Origin of the sequence: Hyphomicrobium denitrificans ATCC 51888 (assembly GCF_000143145.1) — a bacterium.
GTDB lineage: Bacteria > Pseudomonadota > Alphaproteobacteria > Rhizobiales > Hyphomicrobiaceae > Hyphomicrobium_B > Hyphomicrobium_B denitrificans.
On sequence record NC_014313.1, the window covers coordinates 968,257 to 984,964 of the forward strand.

The 16,708-nt window shown below is 60.0% G+C and carries 14 protein-coding genes; 10 read left to right on the top strand and 4 right to left on the bottom strand.

Going from position 1 to position 16,708, the window contains the following annotated elements:
* Positions 1-23: 23 nt before the first annotated feature.
* From HDEN_RS04540 to HDEN_RS04550, 3 genes are all read right to left on the bottom strand, one after another.
* The gene (locus tag HDEN_RS04540) at positions 24-665 is read right to left on the bottom strand and encodes a tetratricopeptide repeat protein (RefSeq protein WP_245256729.1); all 642 of its coding nucleotides are present in this window, start codon (positions 663-665) and stop codon (positions 24-26) included.
* Between the two features lie 900 nt (positions 666-1,565).
* Entirely contained in the window at positions 1,566-1,925 is a 360-nt protein-coding gene (locus tag HDEN_RS04545; protein ID WP_013214952.1) for a VOC family protein, read from the bottom strand.
* A 536-nt stretch (positions 1,926-2,461) separates the two neighbouring features.
* Complete coding sequence (locus HDEN_RS04550; RefSeq protein WP_013214953.1) at positions 2,462-3,781, bottom strand: porin; 1,320 nt, start codon at positions 3,779-3,781, stop codon at positions 2,462-2,464.
* Positions 3,782-4,332: 551 nt separating this feature from the next.
* Between HDEN_RS04550 and HDEN_RS04555 the strand changes: the two genes are divergently transcribed.
* The 9 genes from HDEN_RS04555 to HDEN_RS04595 all read left to right on the top strand — a co-directional run bounded on the left by HDEN_RS04555 (position 4,333) and on the right by HDEN_RS04595 (position 15,744).
* A complete protein-coding gene (locus tag HDEN_RS04555) occupies positions 4,333-7,074 on the top strand; it encodes a nitrate/nitrite transporter (protein ID WP_013214954.1) in 2,742 nt (913 codons plus the stop codon).
* Between the two features lie 15 nt (positions 7,075-7,089).
* Complete coding sequence (locus tag HDEN_RS04560) at positions 7,090-10,833, top strand: nitrate reductase subunit alpha (protein WP_013214955.1); 3,744 nt, start codon at positions 7,090-7,092, stop codon at positions 10,831-10,833.
* On the top strand, positions 10,830-12,356 hold the full coding sequence (gene narH, locus HDEN_RS04565) for a nitrate reductase subunit beta (RefSeq protein WP_013214956.1): 1,527 nt from the start codon (positions 10,830-10,832) through the stop codon (positions 12,354-12,356). Before HDEN_RS04560 ends, narH begins: the two co-directional genes overlap by 4 nt.
* On the top strand, positions 12,356-13,054 hold the full coding sequence (narJ, locus tag HDEN_RS04570) for a nitrate reductase molybdenum cofactor assembly chaperone (RefSeq protein WP_013214957.1): 699 nt from the start codon (positions 12,356-12,358) through the stop codon (positions 13,052-13,054). The genes narH and narJ overlap by 1 nt, the downstream gene beginning before the upstream one ends.
* 16 nt (positions 13,055-13,070) lie before the next feature.
* Positions 13,071-13,820: a respiratory nitrate reductase subunit gamma gene (gene narI / locus HDEN_RS04575; protein WP_013214958.1), complete on the top strand. Its 750-nt coding sequence runs from the start codon at positions 13,071-13,073 to the stop codon at positions 13,818-13,820.
* Positions 13,821-13,823: 3 nt separating this feature from the next.
* Positions 13,824-14,702 carry a peptidylprolyl isomerase gene (locus HDEN_RS04580; RefSeq protein ID WP_013214959.1) on the top strand — a complete coding sequence of 293 codons (879 nt, stop codon included), beginning with the start codon at positions 13,824-13,826 and terminating at the stop codon, positions 14,700-14,702.
* A gap of 7 nt (positions 14,703-14,709) precedes the next feature.
* Entirely contained in the window at positions 14,710-14,991 is a 282-nt protein-coding gene (locus HDEN_RS04585) for a hypothetical protein (protein WP_013214960.1), read from the top strand.
* A gap of 133 nt (positions 14,992-15,124) precedes the next feature.
* A complete protein-coding gene (locus tag HDEN_RS04590) occupies positions 15,125-15,376 on the top strand; it encodes a hypothetical protein (protein WP_013214961.1) in 252 nt (83 codons plus the stop codon).
* 113 nt (positions 15,377-15,489) lie between these two features.
* On the top strand, positions 15,490-15,744 hold the full coding sequence (locus HDEN_RS04595; protein ID WP_013214962.1) for a hypothetical protein: 255 nt from the start codon (positions 15,490-15,492) through the stop codon (positions 15,742-15,744).
* Positions 15,745-15,788: 44 nt separating this feature from the next.
* Here the strand turns inward: HDEN_RS04595 and HDEN_RS04600 are convergent, their stop codons facing one another.
* A complete protein-coding gene (locus HDEN_RS04600; protein WP_013214963.1) occupies positions 15,789-16,289 on the bottom strand; it encodes a DUF2165 family protein in 501 nt (166 codons plus the stop codon).
* A 164-nt stretch (positions 16,290-16,453) separates the two neighbouring features.
* On the opposite strand from HDEN_RS04600, the gene HDEN_RS04605 reads away from it, so the two are divergent.
* On the top strand, positions 16,454-16,705 hold the full coding sequence (locus HDEN_RS04605; protein ID WP_013214964.1) for a hypothetical protein: 252 nt from the start codon (positions 16,454-16,456) through the stop codon (positions 16,703-16,705).
* The last annotated feature ends 3 nt before the right edge of the window (positions 16,706-16,708 follow it).

The following is a 16,708-nucleotide window of genomic DNA, read 5'->3' on the forward strand; positions in this document are numbered from 1 at the left end:
TGTTTCCCGCAATGGGCAACAAATTACTTCGAGGTCGTTACGATTGATGAGCTCGGCGATTGAAGTAGAGCGCCTCGTGCTCTCTCAAGAGTGAGTTTGTCGGCGATTGCGGCGTTGTTCATTGGATCGACTTCGAGAACATGATCAAAATCGGCTTCGGCGCTCTGCACATCGCCGGCAGCCGCACGCGCATTTCCGCGAGCGATGTAAGCGCTCAGAAACTTTCCGTCGAGAGCGATCGTCCGATTATAGTCACTGATCGCGTCCTTGCGGCGGCCGAGCGCCTTGAAAGCATTTCCCCGATTGAAATACAGCCGCGGCTCATTGGGCGAAATCTCAAGCGCGCGATTATAGTTGGTAATTGCCCCATCGAAATCACCCTCGGCCTCGTAGATATTCGCTAGGTTATTGTAAGCGCGGGTGGCGAGCGGGTCGATGTTGATCGCTTTGCGGTAGTCCGCTATCGCGCGCTCGTAATCTCGCTCCGAAGCAAATGCGATCGCGCGGGCTTCGTAGGCATCGGCGTCTTGAGGTGCAAGCGCGATCGCCGTATTGAAGTCGGAGATAGCCTTTCCAAGATCATTCGTCGCGAAATAGGCGAGACCGCGATTGATATAGGCAATCTTGACCTTCGTGGAATCTGAAGCGCCGCTCTCGATCACCACTGTGCACGCAAAGACATGCTGTGCTGGTGTCGGCGCATCGGCACACGGGTCGGCACGTTGGGTAACTGCGGTAGCCGGAGATAAACTGACTCCGGCAAGTATCGCGAAAACGCTCGCCGATGTGCGCAACAAATGCATTTCGCATCGTCTCCGATAATATCGCGAGTGATGTCAGACGCCGGACCGGTTTCGTAAAGGTCCCGAAATCTTCCGCTCCCTAATGGTCCTGCACGGAGCTGTTGGATTTTCAAAGGTCCGTATGAATACGGAGTAGCCTTTTCCGAGGGCGCGCTACCGATACGACGGGGACCGATCTCTCGCGATATAGCGATACGGCAATAAATATTGGGAGGCGGCCATGGGAAAATCGAAGACTTTCGGCTTCTCGCCGAAAACCATATCGCCGCTTCTCACGGCGACCTACGACAGCAACTGGATCATCACGACAAGGCATTCACTCTAGAGGTCTGGATGTTTCCATACCGTACAACTACGGACGGGTTCGCCGATCGTTCAAAGACAACGCGATTCGCTTATAGTTGCCACGTTACAGACCTAAACTTCGACCCAGGCTCAACCCGAGCCCGGGTCGCTTTATTTTTTTCATAGCTAAATGCGATCATTCTTTTAGGCATCCCTCCGCTCTTCCGGTTCGGGTCATCACCACGACTGATTGTTCCAGCGCCTTCGACCGCTTCTCATGATCTAGCGGCTATTGTTGGCGACACCTTTTTGCCCGCCGATCACGTAGCGGCGACTTCCGCTTTTGGGACGAAGCCGCTGGCCGCGTGCTCAAATTGCGGAGCGTCGAGATCGTAGTTGCCAGACCTGAGATGTTTATGGGATTGCGCGGCATATAGGCGGAGATACCGCTTACTTAAGATGACGATGAGCAAGCGACTATGCCGCCGGGAAGACCCGCGAGGGCGGTGTTGCTAGCGTGATTAAATTCCCGTCAGGATCACGCACCTGGGCAAGGGTCGAGTAGTCGCCCTTAATGTCGTCCCCAAGCACAATCTTCAGTGCCTTCAGTCTATGGCGCTCAGCCGAGAGATCGTCGACGTAAAGGAACATGACGCCCCGACCCGCGATCTCATCGCTATTAGAAAGCATCAACCCACCCTGGTCGAAAAGCTCCCACTGCACCAGCGTGTCCATCGGACGGTTATCCGGGCCACGACCGAGCAGTTTCGTGTACCAAGCTTCGGCCCCCGCAAGATCCGCAGTTAGCAATGATGTGTAGATCTTCTGCAGGTTCATTTTGTAATTTTTCCGGGACTAATCTGCGAACGCTTTCTCAATCAGGATGGTTCCCGTGATCTCTGGAGCGCGAAGGGCGCTCAATCTGCGGCTGCGCATCCCGGAAGCCATATGAGTTTGCAGCGGTGTTGATCTATCGCCACCCGGGTAATAGTCGCGCCGTCCTCGCCAGAAGCATTAATGCGTGGTCGGGGCCGATCTGCTCTTCAGCGCTCCGGAAAAAACCACGATCGAAGAAAATCTGGTCGCATCCCCGCTTGATTGAGCGGATCAATTTGCAAATCCAGACTCTGTTCATCGGTGGACGCTCGAGCGTAGCCAATAGCCTGTGAAGCTGGAAATGAGCTTCTACAACTGTTGTGTCTGCCTATTTAGGGGCCGGTCTCGCGAAGGCGCTGCCCCGGGGAATCGAGTTCGCGGAAGGGCTCCGCGCATAAATCTTGCCGAGACACCGTCGGTTGGCGACGAAGCTTGCGAAACGCCAAAGCCCAAATCCGGTCGCGGCAGTGCCGCGACCTTGAATTGGTTGGGCCGTCTCAGAAGTTGATCAGCGCGCCGGTGCTGACGAAATCCGCGCTGTCGAGTTTGCCGACAGTCGGGGACAGCCCTTCGACGTCCGCATCGTAGCGCTGATACTTGAGATAGACCGTCATCGCGGCCGCATCGATTTCCTGCGCGATGCCTCCGCCATAGCGATGCAGCGTGCTGGAGGTTGCGCCGAGAGCAAGAGCTCCCGGTCCGAGCTGGTCGTTGTATTCGGCGAAATCACCATACACGATGGTTGCGCCGAGAGGCGTCCACTTCTTCCGGATGCCGGATTTAACGTACCAATGATTGCTGTCCGGCGGGGTTACGCTGCCAGGCAACAGCGTGTTGCTGTTGTCCTCACGGCCGTAGGCGCCATGCACGAAGAGGCCAGTCGCCATGTGCTCGACGTAGCCGCCGGCTTGGAAAAAGTTTGAATCTTTTTTGCTGCCGGCGGGCAATGGGACGGCGATGTTTTCGGATGTGTTTACCGAATAGCCGACGCCGAGCGAAACTTTGAAACCGTTCAGCTGGCCCGAATACCGCGCGGCGATTTCCCAGTCGTCGTCCTCAGCCCAGCTTGCGGACGCAGAAAAGCCTGCGAACACCGGGCTATCATAGCGCACGGCATTCATCACCAAGCCGTCGCAATCGCCGCCGAGCGGCGTGCCTTGCGAATAGCAAAACCCGAGTTGCCCCCAGGTCAAGTTCGCCGGTGTCAGGTTGCCGCCGCTGCGGATGATGAATTGCGGAAAGCCGGAAAGAAAAGTGTAGTTGTCGAAGATCTGCGTGCCGGATTGATCAGTGAACATCGCGGCGCTCTTGGCGGCGTTCGCCTGCCGTCCGATGCTGACCTTGCCGAGATCCTTGCTCTGCAGGTACCAGTACGACATCTGGACATTGAGGCCCTGATTGTACTCAGAATTGAACTGGTTCATCGCCACGCCGGTCGAGGCATTCCGCCCGAATGGATTGTCGCTGAGGTTCTGGATGCGGATGGCATAACCTGCCGTCCAGCCGGGAGAGATCTTTGCCTCGCCGGTGAACTTTACGTGTGACGCCTGCGTCGGTCCGAGACCATGCAGATAGACGTTGCTTTCGCCGCCGTCGTCCCACCACGTCACCTCCTGGGCGACGTATCCGGAAACGGTGAGCGAGACTTTGCGATTGTCTTTGCGTGCGGTGGTCGCCTCCAGCTCGGCAATCCGCTCCTCAAGATCAGCGCAGCAGTTGCCGCCGAGGTCGGCCGCGCTGGCGCCTGCCGACATGCTTGCCGCAGCCAGGACAGCGAAGGCTGATGGAATGATTCGCCTGAAAGAAAATTGTGCCATCGATGGGGTCTCCCAGGCTGCTTTGTTTGGAGCGTGCGTGCTTTGGAGCGAGCGATTTCGGAGCTTTGACCACGCCTCGGTCGCCAGGAAACGGCCCGGCATGGTCTGAAACCGACGCAAAACCAGCAGCAGATTCCAAAATCTTACGACTTGATCAAAGTCAAGTGGCGGGAATTTCGTCAGTGAAGAGAGGATCTCGGGCATCGCTCCTGCCGTGCGCTCGCCGCGACAGGGATAGCGTCGCGACTGCGTTGAGCAGACTACCATCGAACGCATGAGGGATCGAGCCGTCTCTTTGCGATGCAGCGACGTGAGATCCTTGCGTTCTGCAACAAAACGTCTCGCCTTTACCTAAAATGATCCCCCGGTTCTGCCGGAATTTTGCCTGTTATTCCTTTGTCTTGGCCAATTTCGGCGGACGCTCCGATATAAATCGGAATGCGATAGATGTGACAATTGACGCGAATGCCATTGATTTCAGTCAGAGCGTCAATCCCGAAATATGAACACTGCTGCATATGGTTCAACCAGTCTCGAGATAGAGGCACCGAATGCAGCCCGCAGCGCAGCCAAAATCTATACAGATCCTAAGCGTCAGCACGATCGCTTTTACCGTTTGCTTCGCAGTCTGGACCATTTTCGCAATCATTGGCATCCGGATTGGACAGGAGCTGGGATTGAGCGAGACCGAGTTCGGTCTCATGGTCGGCACGCCGATCCTCACCGGTTCGTTGACGCGTATCGCACTCGGCATCTGGGCTGACCGCTACGGCGGCCGCGTTGTCTTTACGGCAACAATGCTCGCGGCGGCGCTCGCCACGTACCTGCTCGCCTACGCGCATACCTATCCGCAGATGCTTCTCGCCGGGCTCGGCGTCGGCATCGCGGGCGGCGCGTTCGCTGTCGGCGTCCCTTACGTCTCGCGCTTTTTCCCTGCGGAACGGCAAGGCATGGCGCTGGGCGTCTTCGGCGCGGGCAATGTCGGTGCCGCTGTCACCAAGTTTCTCGCTCCCTTCGTGCTCGTAGCCTATGGTTGGCAGACCGTCGCCGAGGTGTGGGCCGCCGCGCTCGTCATCATGGCGATCATTTTCTGGTTCACGACGGAAGACGATCCCGTGACCGTCGAGCGCCGCCGCTCGGGCGTGAAGGCGAAGAGCGCGTGGCTCGAACTCGAGCCGCTGAAGAACGTGCAGGTCTGGCGGTTCTCGCTTTACTACTTCTTCGTGTTCGGAGCCTTCGTTGCGCTGGCGCTTTGGCTGCCGAAGTATCTCATCAACGTCTACGGCCTCGACATCAGAACGGCCGGCACGATCGCGGCGTTCTTCTCGGTGCCGGCGAGCATCTTCCGCGCTTACGGCGGGCATCTTTCGGATGTTTACGGCGCGCGCCGCATTCTCAACTGGACATTCCTCGTCAGCGTGGCGGCAACGTTTCTGCTGTCCTATCCGCCGACCGACTACACCGTGCACAGTACGCACGGCCCTGTGACCTTCCACATCGAGATGGGTCTCGTCACGTTCACGGTGGCAGTCTTTATTCTCGGTTTCTTCATGGCGCTGGGTAAGGCCGCCGTCTACAAGCACATCCCCGTTTATTACCCCAACAACGTCGGCGCGGTCGGCGGTCTCGTCGGCATGATCGGCGGGCTCGGCGGATTCGTGCTGCCGATTTTCTTCGGGCTTCTGCTCGATCTCACGGGGCTATGGACGAGCTGCTTCATGGCGCTCTTCCTCATCGTCAGCGGTTCTCTGATCTGGATGACCGTGTCCGTCCGTCAGATGGAACGCTCGGCTGCCAGCAAGGAACTCGGCGACCTGCCGCCGTTCCCCGAAATGCAGGGCATGCCGAAGCCGAAGCGCGCCGCGCGTTCGAGCGAGGCCGTGCTTACCGACTGGCGGCCGGAGGATTCCGGGTTCTGGGCCGAGAAGGGCCGTCGCATCGCGCGGCGCAATCTCTGGATCTCGATCCCGTCACTCTTGCTGTCGTTCGCGATCTGGCAGGTGTGGTCCGTGGTCGTCGCCAAGCTGCCGCTGGTCGGGTTTACGTTCACGACCGATCAGCTCTTCTGGCTTGCGGCGCTTCCGGGTCTCTCCGGCGCTACGCTACGCATCTTCTATTCGTTCATGGTGCCGATCTTCGGCGGCCGGCTCTGGACGACGCTCGCTACCTGGTCGCTCATCATTCCGGCGCTCGGCATCGGCTATGCGGTGCAGAATCCCGACACGCCCTACGTGGTGCTGCTGATCCTCGCGCTTCTCTGCGGCTTCGGCGGCGGCAACTTTGCCTCGTCGATGGCGAACATCTCGTTCTTCTTCCCGAAGGCGGAGAAGGGCAACGCGCTCGCCCTGAACGCCGGTCTCGGCAATCTCGGCGTCAGCGTGGTGCAGTTCGTCGTGCCGCTCGCGATCACGGCTGGAATGTTCGGCTGGCTCGGCGGCGATCCGGCGATGGTGAAAGATGCGGCAGGCGAATCCGCACCGCTCTGGCTGCAGAACGCCGGCTTTTTCTTCGTGCCGTTCATTGCGCTCTCGGCCTTCGCGGCGTGGTTCGGCATGAACGACATCGCCTCGGCCAAGGCGTCGTTCAGCGAGCAGGCGGTGATCTTCCAGCGCAAGCACAACTGGATCATGTGCTGGCTCTACACGGGTTGCTTCGGTTCTTTCATCGGCTATTCGGCCGGCTTCCCGCTGCTGACCAAAATCCTGTTCCCTGAAGTCAACGTGCTGCAACTCGCCTTCCTTGGCCCGCTCGTCGGCGCGCTATCGCGCTCCGGCACGGGATGGCTCGCCGATAAATACGGCGGCGCGCGCGTCACGATTGCTGCCTTCACGTTGATGACCATCGGTGTCGCGGGCGTTCTCTGGTTCATCGGCGTCAAGGATCAGCCGGGTGCGTTCGCGGGCTTCTTCGGTTCGTTCCTGCTGCTCTTCTTTGCAACGGGCGTCGGCAACGCGTCGACCTTCCAGATGATCCCCGCGATCATGAGCAAAGAGATGGTTCGCCTGATGCCGAACGCCGACCCCGAAACGCGTCGTCAGCAAGGCGAACGGGAAGCCGCGGCGATCACCGGTTTCACTTCCGCGATCGCGGCCTTCGGCGCCTTCTTCATTCCGAAGAGCTACGGCTCCTCGATCGCTATGACAGGCGGACCTGAGGCTGCGCTCTGGGCCTTCCTGATCTTCTACGTGAGTTGCATCGCTCTCACCTGGTTCGTGTACGCGCGCAGGGGCGGGTTGCTCTACGACGTCGAGCATGCTCGACGCGCATCGATCCGTACGTCCGTAGCCAAGTAGTCAAGGACACACTCAATGTCACAATTTCTCGACCGATTGACCTTCTTCCGTAAGACCGTCGACAGCTTCTCGGATGGCCACGGCATCGTGACCAACGAGGACCGTTCGTGGGAGGACGGCTATCGCAAGCGCTGGCAGCACGACAAGATCGCGCGCTCGACTCATGGCGTGAACTGCACCGGCTCGTGCTCGTGGAAGATCTACGTCAAGGGCGGCATCGTCACCTGGGAAACGCAGCAAACGGATTATCCGCGGACGCGGCCGGATCTACCGAACCACGAGCCACGGGGCTGTGCACGCGGCGCGTCCTACAGCTGGTATCTCTATTCCGGCGCGCGCGTGAAATATCCGATGATCCGCGGCCGCTTGCTAAAGCAATGGCGTGCGGCGCGGGCGAAGCTCTCGCCCGTCGCGGCGTGGGCGTCGATCGTCGAGAACCCTGAGAAGCGCAAGTCCTACATCTCGATTCGCGGTCATGGCGGCTTCGTGCGTGCCACTTGGGACGAGGTGAACGAACTCATTGCCGCCGCCAACGCCTACACCGTCAAGGCGCATGGCCCTGACCGCGTCGTCGGCTTCTCGCCGATCCCGGCGATGTCGATGGTGTCGTATGCGTCGGGCGCGCGCTATCTGTCGCTGATCGGCGGCGTCTGCCTGTCGTTCTATGACTGGTATTGCGATCTGCCGCCGTCGAGCCCGCAGACCTGGGGCGAGCAGACCGACGTTCCTGAAAGCGCCGACTGGTACAACGCGGGCTTCATCATTCTATGGGGTTCGAACGTTCCGCAGACGCGGACGCCGGACGCGCACTTCTACACCGAAGTCCGTTACAAGGGCACCAAGAGCGCAGTCGTCACGCCGGATTATGCGGAAGCGACGAAGTTTGCGGATATCTGGCTCAATCCGAAACAGGGAACGGACGCAGCGCTGGCTCTCGCGATGGGTCACGTCATCCTGCGCGAGTTCTATCTCGATCGTCAGGTTCCGTACTTCGACGACTACTCGCGCCGTTACACCGATATGCCTTTCCTTGTCCGGCTGACGGAGCAGAACGGCAAACTGGTGCCCGAGCGCCTGCTGCGCGCCTCGGAACTCGAAGGCGGACTCGGAGAAAGCAACAACCCGGAATGGAAGACGGTTGCGATCGATGAAGCGACCGGAGGGCTCGTCGCGCCGCTCGGTTCCGTCGGCTACCGCTGGGGCGAGCACGGCAAATGGAATCTCGAGGAGAAGGACGGGCAAGGCCGCGACGTTCGCCTCAGGCTGACGCTCGCAGGCGGCGACAACGAGATTGCTGCTGTTGATTTCCCGTACTTCGGAGGACGCGCGACCGAGCACTTCGTCTCGACGGACCATGGCGAGGTTTTGACGCGCAACATTCCGGTTCGGAAGATCAAGCTCGGCGACGGTTCGGAAGTCAAAGTCGCGACCGTCTACGATCTGATGATGGGCAACTACGGTCTCGATCGTGGCTTCGGCGGCGATCATGTCGCGACATCGTATGATGCGGACGTCCCGTTCACGCCGGCTTGGGCGGAACGCGTCACGGGCGTCAAGCGTGACGCGATCCTGACGGTCGCGCGCGAATTCGCCTTGAACGCGGAAAAGACCAACGGCCGCTCGATGGTGATCATCGGCGCCGGCATCAATCACTGGTTCAACATGGACATGGCTTACCGGGGGATCATCAATCTCCTGGTGTTCTGCGGCGCCATCGGCCAGTCGGGTGGTGGCTGGTCGCACTACGTCGGACAGGAAAAGCTTCGTCCGCAAACCGGATGGACGCCGCTTGCGTTCGGTCTCGATTGGCACCGGCCGCCGCGTCACATGAACGGCACGTCGTTCTTCTATGCGCATTCGGATCAGTGGCGCTACGAGACGGTGACGGCGTCGGAAATCGTGTCGCCGACGGCGCCCGAGGGCAACTGGAACCAAAGCCTGATCGACTACAACGTGCGTGCCGAACGCATGGGCTGGTTGCCGTCTGCTCCGCAGCTCAAGCAAAATCCGCTCGATATTGCGAAGAAGGCAAAAGCCGCCGGTCTCGCGCCGAAGGACTATGTCCCGAAAGCTTTGTCGACGGGCGAGCTTGAACTCGCGTGCCACGATCCGGACAATCCCGCCAACTGGCCGCGCAACATGTTCGTCTGGCGGTCGAACCTGCTCGGCTCGTCCGGCAAGGGACACGAGTATTTCCTGAAGCATCTTCTCGGCACGCAGAACGGTGTCGTCGGCAAGGACCTCGGACCTGAGGGCGCCGTCCGTAATACGGAAGTCGCCTGGCACGAGGAGGCGCCGAAAGGAAAGCTCGACCTGCTCGTTACGCTCGACTTCCGCATGTCGACGACGTGCGTTTACTCCGACATCGTTCTCCCGACCGCGACGTGGTACGAGAAGAACGATCTCAACACGTCCGATATGCATCCCTTCATTCATCCGCTTTCGGCTGCGGTCGATCCGGCATGGGAAGCGCGCTCGGACTGGGAGATCTACAAGGGGATTGCAAAAGCGTTCTCGGAGATCGCACCGGAAGTTCTCGGCGTGGAGGAAGACGTCGTTCTGACGCCGATCCAGCACGACAGTCCGGCGGAAATCGCGCAGCCCTTCGATGTGAAGGACTGGAAGCGCGGCGACGTCGAGCCGATCCCGGGCAAGACGATGTGCTCGGTCACCGTGGCGACACGCGACTACGCGCATATCTACGATCAGTTCACGGCGCTTGGACCGCTGATGACGAAGATCGGCAACGGCGGCAAGGGTATTTCCTGGAACACCGAGCATGAGGTTGAGGCTCTCGGCGCGCTGAGCGGCACACGTCGCGACGGCTACGCAAAGGGTCTGCCGATCATCGATACGGACATCGATGCGGCGGAAGTCATCCTGATGCTTGCGCCGGAAACGAACGGCGAAGTCGCGGTCAAGGCATGGGAAGCACTCTCCGAGGCGACCGGTCGCGAACACAAGCATCTGGCTTTGCCAAAGGAAGACGAGAAGATCCGCTACCGCGATGTGCAGGCTCAGCCGCGCAAAATCATCTCGTCGCCGACGTGGTCCGGCATCGAGAGCGAGAAGGTTTGCTACAATGCCGGGTACACGAACGTGCACGAGTTGATCCCGTGGCGCACGCTGACGGGACGGCAGCAGCTGTATCAGGATCACCTCTGGATGCGGGTCTTCGGCGAAGGCCTCGTCACCTGGAAGCCGCCGGTCGATCTCAAGACGATTCCCGGCGTGAAGGGACGGCATCCGAACGGCAACAAGGAGATCGTGCTCAACTTCATCACGCCGCATCAGAAGTGGGGCATCCACTCCACGTACACCGATAACCTGCTGATGCTGACGCTGAACCGTGGCGGTCCGGTCGTTTGGATTTCCGAGACCGACGCGAAGAAGGCGGACATTGTCGACAACGACTGGGTCGAAGTCTTCAATGCCAACGGTGCTCTCACGGCACGCGCTGTCGTCTCGCAGCGTGTGAACGAAGGCATGATGCTGATGTATCACGCGCAGGAGAAGATCGTGAACACGCCGGGCTCGGAAGTCACCGGCAACCGTGGCGGCATCCATAACTCGGTGACGCGCACCGTGCTGAAGCCGACGCATATGATCGGCGGCTACGCTCATCAGGCCTATGGCTTCAACTACTACGGAACCGTCGGCTCCAATCGCGACGAATTCATCGTCGTTCGCAAGATGGCGGAAGTCGATTGGCTCGAAGACCCTCTGGATAACAACGCGCCGGTGGAGGCCGCAGAATGAAAATCCGTGCTCAAATCGCGATGGTGCTGAACCTCGATAAATGCATCGGGTGCCACACCTGCTCCGTCACCTGCAAGAACGTGTGGACCAGCCGCGAAGGCGTCGAATACGCGTGGTTCAATAACGTCGAGACGAAACCCGGCGTCGGCTATCCGCGCGAGTGGGAAAACCAGAAGAAGTGGAACGGCGGCTGGACGCGGAAGAAGAACGGCAACATCGAGCCGAAGCTCGGTGCCAAATGGCGTGTGCTTGCCAACATCTTCGCTAACCCCGATCTGCCGGAAATCGACGATTATTACGAGCCGTTCACCTTCGATTACGAGCATCTGCATACGGCAAAGGAGTCGAAGGCGTTTCCGACGGCGCGTCCCCGTTCGCTCGTGTCCGGTCAGCGCATGGAGAAGATCGAGTGGGGTCCGAACTGGGAAGAAATTCTCGGCGGCGAATTCTCGAAGCGCTCGAAGGATGCGAACTTCGAAGGGGTCGAGAAAGAAATCTACGGCCAGTTCGAAAACACGTTCATGATGTACCTTCCGCGGCTCTGCGAGCACTGCCTCAATCCGGCGTGCGTCGCGGTCTGTCCGTCGGGCGCGATCTACAAGCGCGAAGAGGACGGCATCGTTCTGATCGATCAGGACAAGTGCCGTGGCTGGCGCATGTGCGTGTCGGGCTGTCCGTACAAGAAGATCTATTACAACTGGTCTTCGGGTAAGTCTGAGAAGTGCATCTTCTGCTATCCGCGCATCGAGTCCGGACAGCCGACGGTGTGCTCGGAAACCTGCGTCGGCCGCATCCGCTATCTCGGCGTTCTGCTTTACGACGCGGATCGCATCGAGTCTGCGGCGTCCGCGCCGAATGAAAAGGATCTCTATCAGGCGCAGCTCGATCTGTTCCTCGATCCCAAGGATCCGAAAGTCATTGCGCAGGCGCGTGCCGACGGCGTTCCGGATGCCTGGATCGAAGCCGCGAAGCATTCGCCGATCTGGAAGATGGCGATGGAGTGGAAGGTCGCGTTCCCGCTGCATCCTGAATATCGCACGCTGCCGATGGTCTGGTATGTGCCGCCGCTGTCGCCGATCCAGTCGGCTGCGGCTGCCGGCAAGATGGGCCTCAACGGCGACATGCCGGACGTCAGGTCGCTGCGCATTCCGCTCAGGTATCTGGCCAATCTGCTCACGGCCGGAAACGAGGAGCCGGTTGCGCTGGCACTCGAGCGCATGCTCGCCATGCGCGGCTACATGCGGGCGAAGACCGTCGATGGACGGATCGACGAACGCATCGCGACGGAAGTCGGCCTCAGCGGCGCTGCGATCGAAGATATGTACAAGGTGATGGCGCTCGCGAACTACGAGGATCGCTTTGTCATTCCGACGTCGCATCGCGAATGGGGAGAGGACACCTTCGATCTTCGCGGATCGTGCGGTTTCTCCTTCGGCAACGGCTGCTCGGGCGGCTCTTCGGACGCGAACCTGTTCGCGACCAAGCAGACCAAGAAAGCCCGCAATCCGATGGAGGTCGCGTGATGACGAAGACATTCAAAGCGCTCTCCGCGCTGCTCACTTATCCCAGCGAGGAACTGCAGGCGGAAGTCGGTGGCATTCGCGATCTCATCGAAGCCGAGGATATCGTCCCTCTCAGTGTTCGCAGCGAGATGGAGCCGTTCCTGACGAGACTTGCAAGCGATGATCTCTACGATCTGCAGGAGCACTATGTCGATCTCTTCGACAAGACCAGGCGACTGTCGCTTCACCTCTTCGAGCACGTTCACGGCGAAAGCCGTGACCGTGGGCAGGCGATGGTTGACCTTGCGGCGCTCTACGAAAAGCATGGGTTGCTCGTCGACGCGCATGAGCTGCCGGACTATCTGCCTCTCTTCCTCGAATACCTCTCGACGCAGCCGCTTGAAGAGGCTCAGGCGCTGCTGACGGACACGGCGCATATCATCGCGGCGCTCGAGGAGCGGCTCGTCCACCGCAATTCGGCTTATGCGTCGGTATTCGCGGCGATCCTGGCGATTGCCGGCTGCCACGTTGCGCCGAATGAGAAGCCGATCAATGAGGCAGACGCCGCGCCGGATGATCTCGCCGCGCTCGACGCTGCCTGGGAAGAAACGGCGGTGACTTTCGGTCCCGGCGAGCCCATGGGCGGTTGCTCGGTCGAACGATTGAAAATCCAGATGCGGGCCGGGCAGCGCGATGTCCGCCGTCAGCCGCAAACCTGAGGCATAGGAGAGCCCAATGTCCGAGTTCATCAACTCCGCAGTTTTCGGATGGTATCCCTATTTCTGCCTGACGATCTTTCTGCTTGGCAGTCTGGTTCGCTTCGATCGTGAGCAGTACACTTGGAAGACAGGTTCATCGCAGCTGTTGCGCAAAAGCCAGCTGCGCTGGGGCTCGAACCTTTTTCACGTCGGCATCCTGATGATCTTCGCCGGTCATTTCGTTGGTCTGCTGACGCCGATCTGGGTGTTCGATTTCCTTGGCGTCAGCCATACGTTCAAACAGGGGCTCGCGATTACGGCCGGCGGCATCGCAGGCATCGCCTGCTTCATCGGCATCACGCTGCTCGCGCATCGCCGCTTGTTCGATCCGCGCATTCGAGCGACGTCGAGCTTCAGCGACACCGCGATCTTGCTGATCCTCTGGGTACAGCTGTCGCTCGGGCTGTCGACGATCGTGGTCTCGCTCGATCATATGGACGGCCACGAGATGGTGAAGTTCATGGATTGGGCGCAGGGAATCCTGACGTTTCAGCCATCGGCCGCGCACTACGTCGCCGACGTGCACCCGGTGTTCAAGGCGCACCTGTTTCTGGGCATGACGATCTTCCTGCTGTTCCCCTTCACGCGATTGGTGCACGTCTGGAGTGCGCCCATCTGGTATCTCGGCCGGCCCGGTTTTCAGGTCGTCCGCACGCGTCTCGCGAAAAAGCAGCGCTCTCCGCTGCAGTCGATGCCGGCGCGCGTCGCTGGCCATCCAGGGGAGTAGGCTATGACAACGCTCGTCATCAATCATGGCGCTGCGAAAGCTCCGGCGGCGCAAGCATCCGGAAAGCCCGGGCCTGCGGCGCCGCTTGTAACGCCGCAGGTGAGCGTCGACGGTATCGTCATTTCGTCGAAGGCGATTGCCGCCGAGGTGCAGAACTTTCCGTCGCGCAATCCGGGTGAGGGCTGGCTCGCGGCAGCCCGGGCGCTCGTTATCCGGGAACTGCTGCTGCAGGAGGCGCGGCGATTGAATATCGTCGCCGAGCCAAAAGCCGACGTCGATGGTCGCGAGGAAACGGTCGACGATGCGCTGGTGCGCGGATTGATCGAGCGCGAAGTTCGCGTGCCTGTTGCCGACGAGGCGACGTCGCACCGCTTCTACGAAAACAATCGTCGCCGCTTCACGTCGGCGGCGCTTTATGAGGCCGATCACATTCTGATCGGCGCGCGCCGTGACGACGACGCGTCGTATGCGGCCGCGCGCGAAAGGGCGACGTCCATCGCGGCCGTGCTCGCGACGGAGCCGGATCAGTTTGCCGAGCTTGCGCGTGCGTGGTCGGCTTGCCCATCGGCGACGCTGGGTGGCAGTCTGGGCCAGATCGCGCCCGGCGATACGACGGAGGAATTCGAGGCCGCGCTCGTGTCGCTTGCTCCGGGTGAAATCTCCGGGCCTGTCGAAACGCGTTACGGCGTTCATGTCATCCGCCTCAATCGCCGTATCGAAGGCAACACGTTGCCGTTCGAAGCCGTTCGCGAACGCATCGAAGCCTATCTCGACGATCACGTGCGCCGGCAGGCGACGGCGCAATACATCGCGCTGCTGGTCGGACGCGCGGACATTCGCGGTATTTCGCTTGAAGGTGCCAATTCTCCGCTGGTGCAGTGAGGTGCCCGTGCTCGGCAAGCTGATCGACTCTCTGGACGATCCGGTCGTCGCCATGAACCTCGTGGCGGCGCTCGCCGATCCGGAGCTTGAGGCGCGTCTCGCGAAGGTGGCCGAAGCCGAAGGCCGGCCTGCCGCGGACGTTGTGGCGACGATCGTCCGGAACTTCCTGAATGCAGCTTCGGACGATCACTGGGTTCAGCTCATCGGCATCATGAACCGCGCCAAGGACCCGGGCCTCGCGGCGCTGCGTGCGATCCTGGCGAGCCAGCTTCCAGAAGCCGTGGCTTAGGACGTGGCGCGAGGGCCGTTCGGCCACTTCGACGCGTCATTTCCGTGCCCGCTTGCGCCGCCCGCCTATTGATGTATTAAATATGCATGTTTAAGCCGAGCGTGCATGCTGTGCGCTGAAAGGGTGGTTTATCATGCGGACGATCGCGCTGTTCTCGTCGTTATGCCTAGCCTTTGTCTTCGCGGCTTGCGGCGTCATGTGGGGTTTTGGGGTCTTTTCCGGAGTGAGCGCCAGCGCGACGATCGGGACGATCGTCGGTATTCTGCTCGCAACGATGATCGGGACCGCGTTGATGGCTCTGGCGCTCTACAGCAGCAAAAGCGGCCACGACGAAGCGATATTTCGCGTCGAGAAAGAGCCCGACGTAACGCCGAATTCGCGCTGAGCGCACGTCGTCTTGACAGGCAGTCGGGCGGCGAACCAAGTTGGCCGCCAGGAAAAGGGAACCGAACCCCTCTTCATTCCGTTTTCCATGATTGTTGTTCGTGGAGGCGACAAATGGCGATGCGCGACGGCGATCCGCGGATTCCAGGCGCTGAAAAGACATGGCGGCCTTTGCCTGTGATAGCGACGATTGTTGTTATCCTGGCCGTGCTCGTGATGGGCTATAACTTCGGTCATCAGCCCAGCCACTCGGAAAAATACGGAACGGTGACCGAAACGGAAGCTGCGGACGGCGTCAGGCCAAGTCTCGCTCCGGATGCGGGCAGCGAGCCGTCGTCGACCTCCGGCACGGTGACATCAGAGCCATAAGCGAGGGTCGCCCGTTCTCCGATTGTTTCATGGCGTGGGAAGCGTCATTCGGAGATTTCGCCGTCTGGCTGATTCAGAAAAATGAGAACGGCGACGGCGGTGATGTAGAAGCGAAACGCCGCCTCCTGACCGTTCCAGGTTTTCGACTCCCACATTGCGAACCACTCGCCGCCGACAACGGTGAAACCGAAAAACCAGATGAGAAACGCGAGCGCCGCGCCGGCGATGGCGTAGGTCTTTTCGCGATTGAAGTCGGCTGCAGGTGCGTTACGGACCCGGAACAGTCTTATTGCTCCTGCTACGAACAGAAGACCGGCAAATCCTTCGGCCACGATGATCGCGGCAAAGGCTGCCTGCCACGCGATGGGATTTGTGATCGCGCGATATCTAACGCCGCTCTCGGGGAAAGTCGTATCCATGCTGAGCACGTGCTGCACGAACGTGTAGTTGGTCGCGGGAGCAAAAATGTTGTCGAAGGCGACCAGCAAACAGAAAAGTCCGAGCGCAAAGCTCATAGTCACTTTGGTGAGGCGCGTGATCAGCATCGATGGGCTCCCGGCAAGCACATGGGGCATTTGGGGCAGCGACGTTCATGCTTGGTTTTAGATGGTGTTGAAGAATCGCCTGAGTTGGCGCTAACCGACTTCAACACTATATATCGCCTGCTAGAGTTGGCAGGGGTAGCCGTGATTCATTGAGGGGCCAAGGGGTGGAAAAAGCGATTCTTGCGATTGCGACGGCCGTGGCCGTCATGTTTCCGGTCTGCGCGGAGGCTGCGAAACGCCGGCCGGTCGCGCCGCCCAATCCGACGATGATCCGGAATCCGCCCAGCTACAGCGCACCCGCAAGCCGAACCGTGCCTCTGACATCCTCGACCACGTCGATGTATCCGAAAGGCATCAAGCGGACCTATGACCCCTTCCGCAACCCGACGGTGCGACGCCCGAACGACGATCGTTGAAGT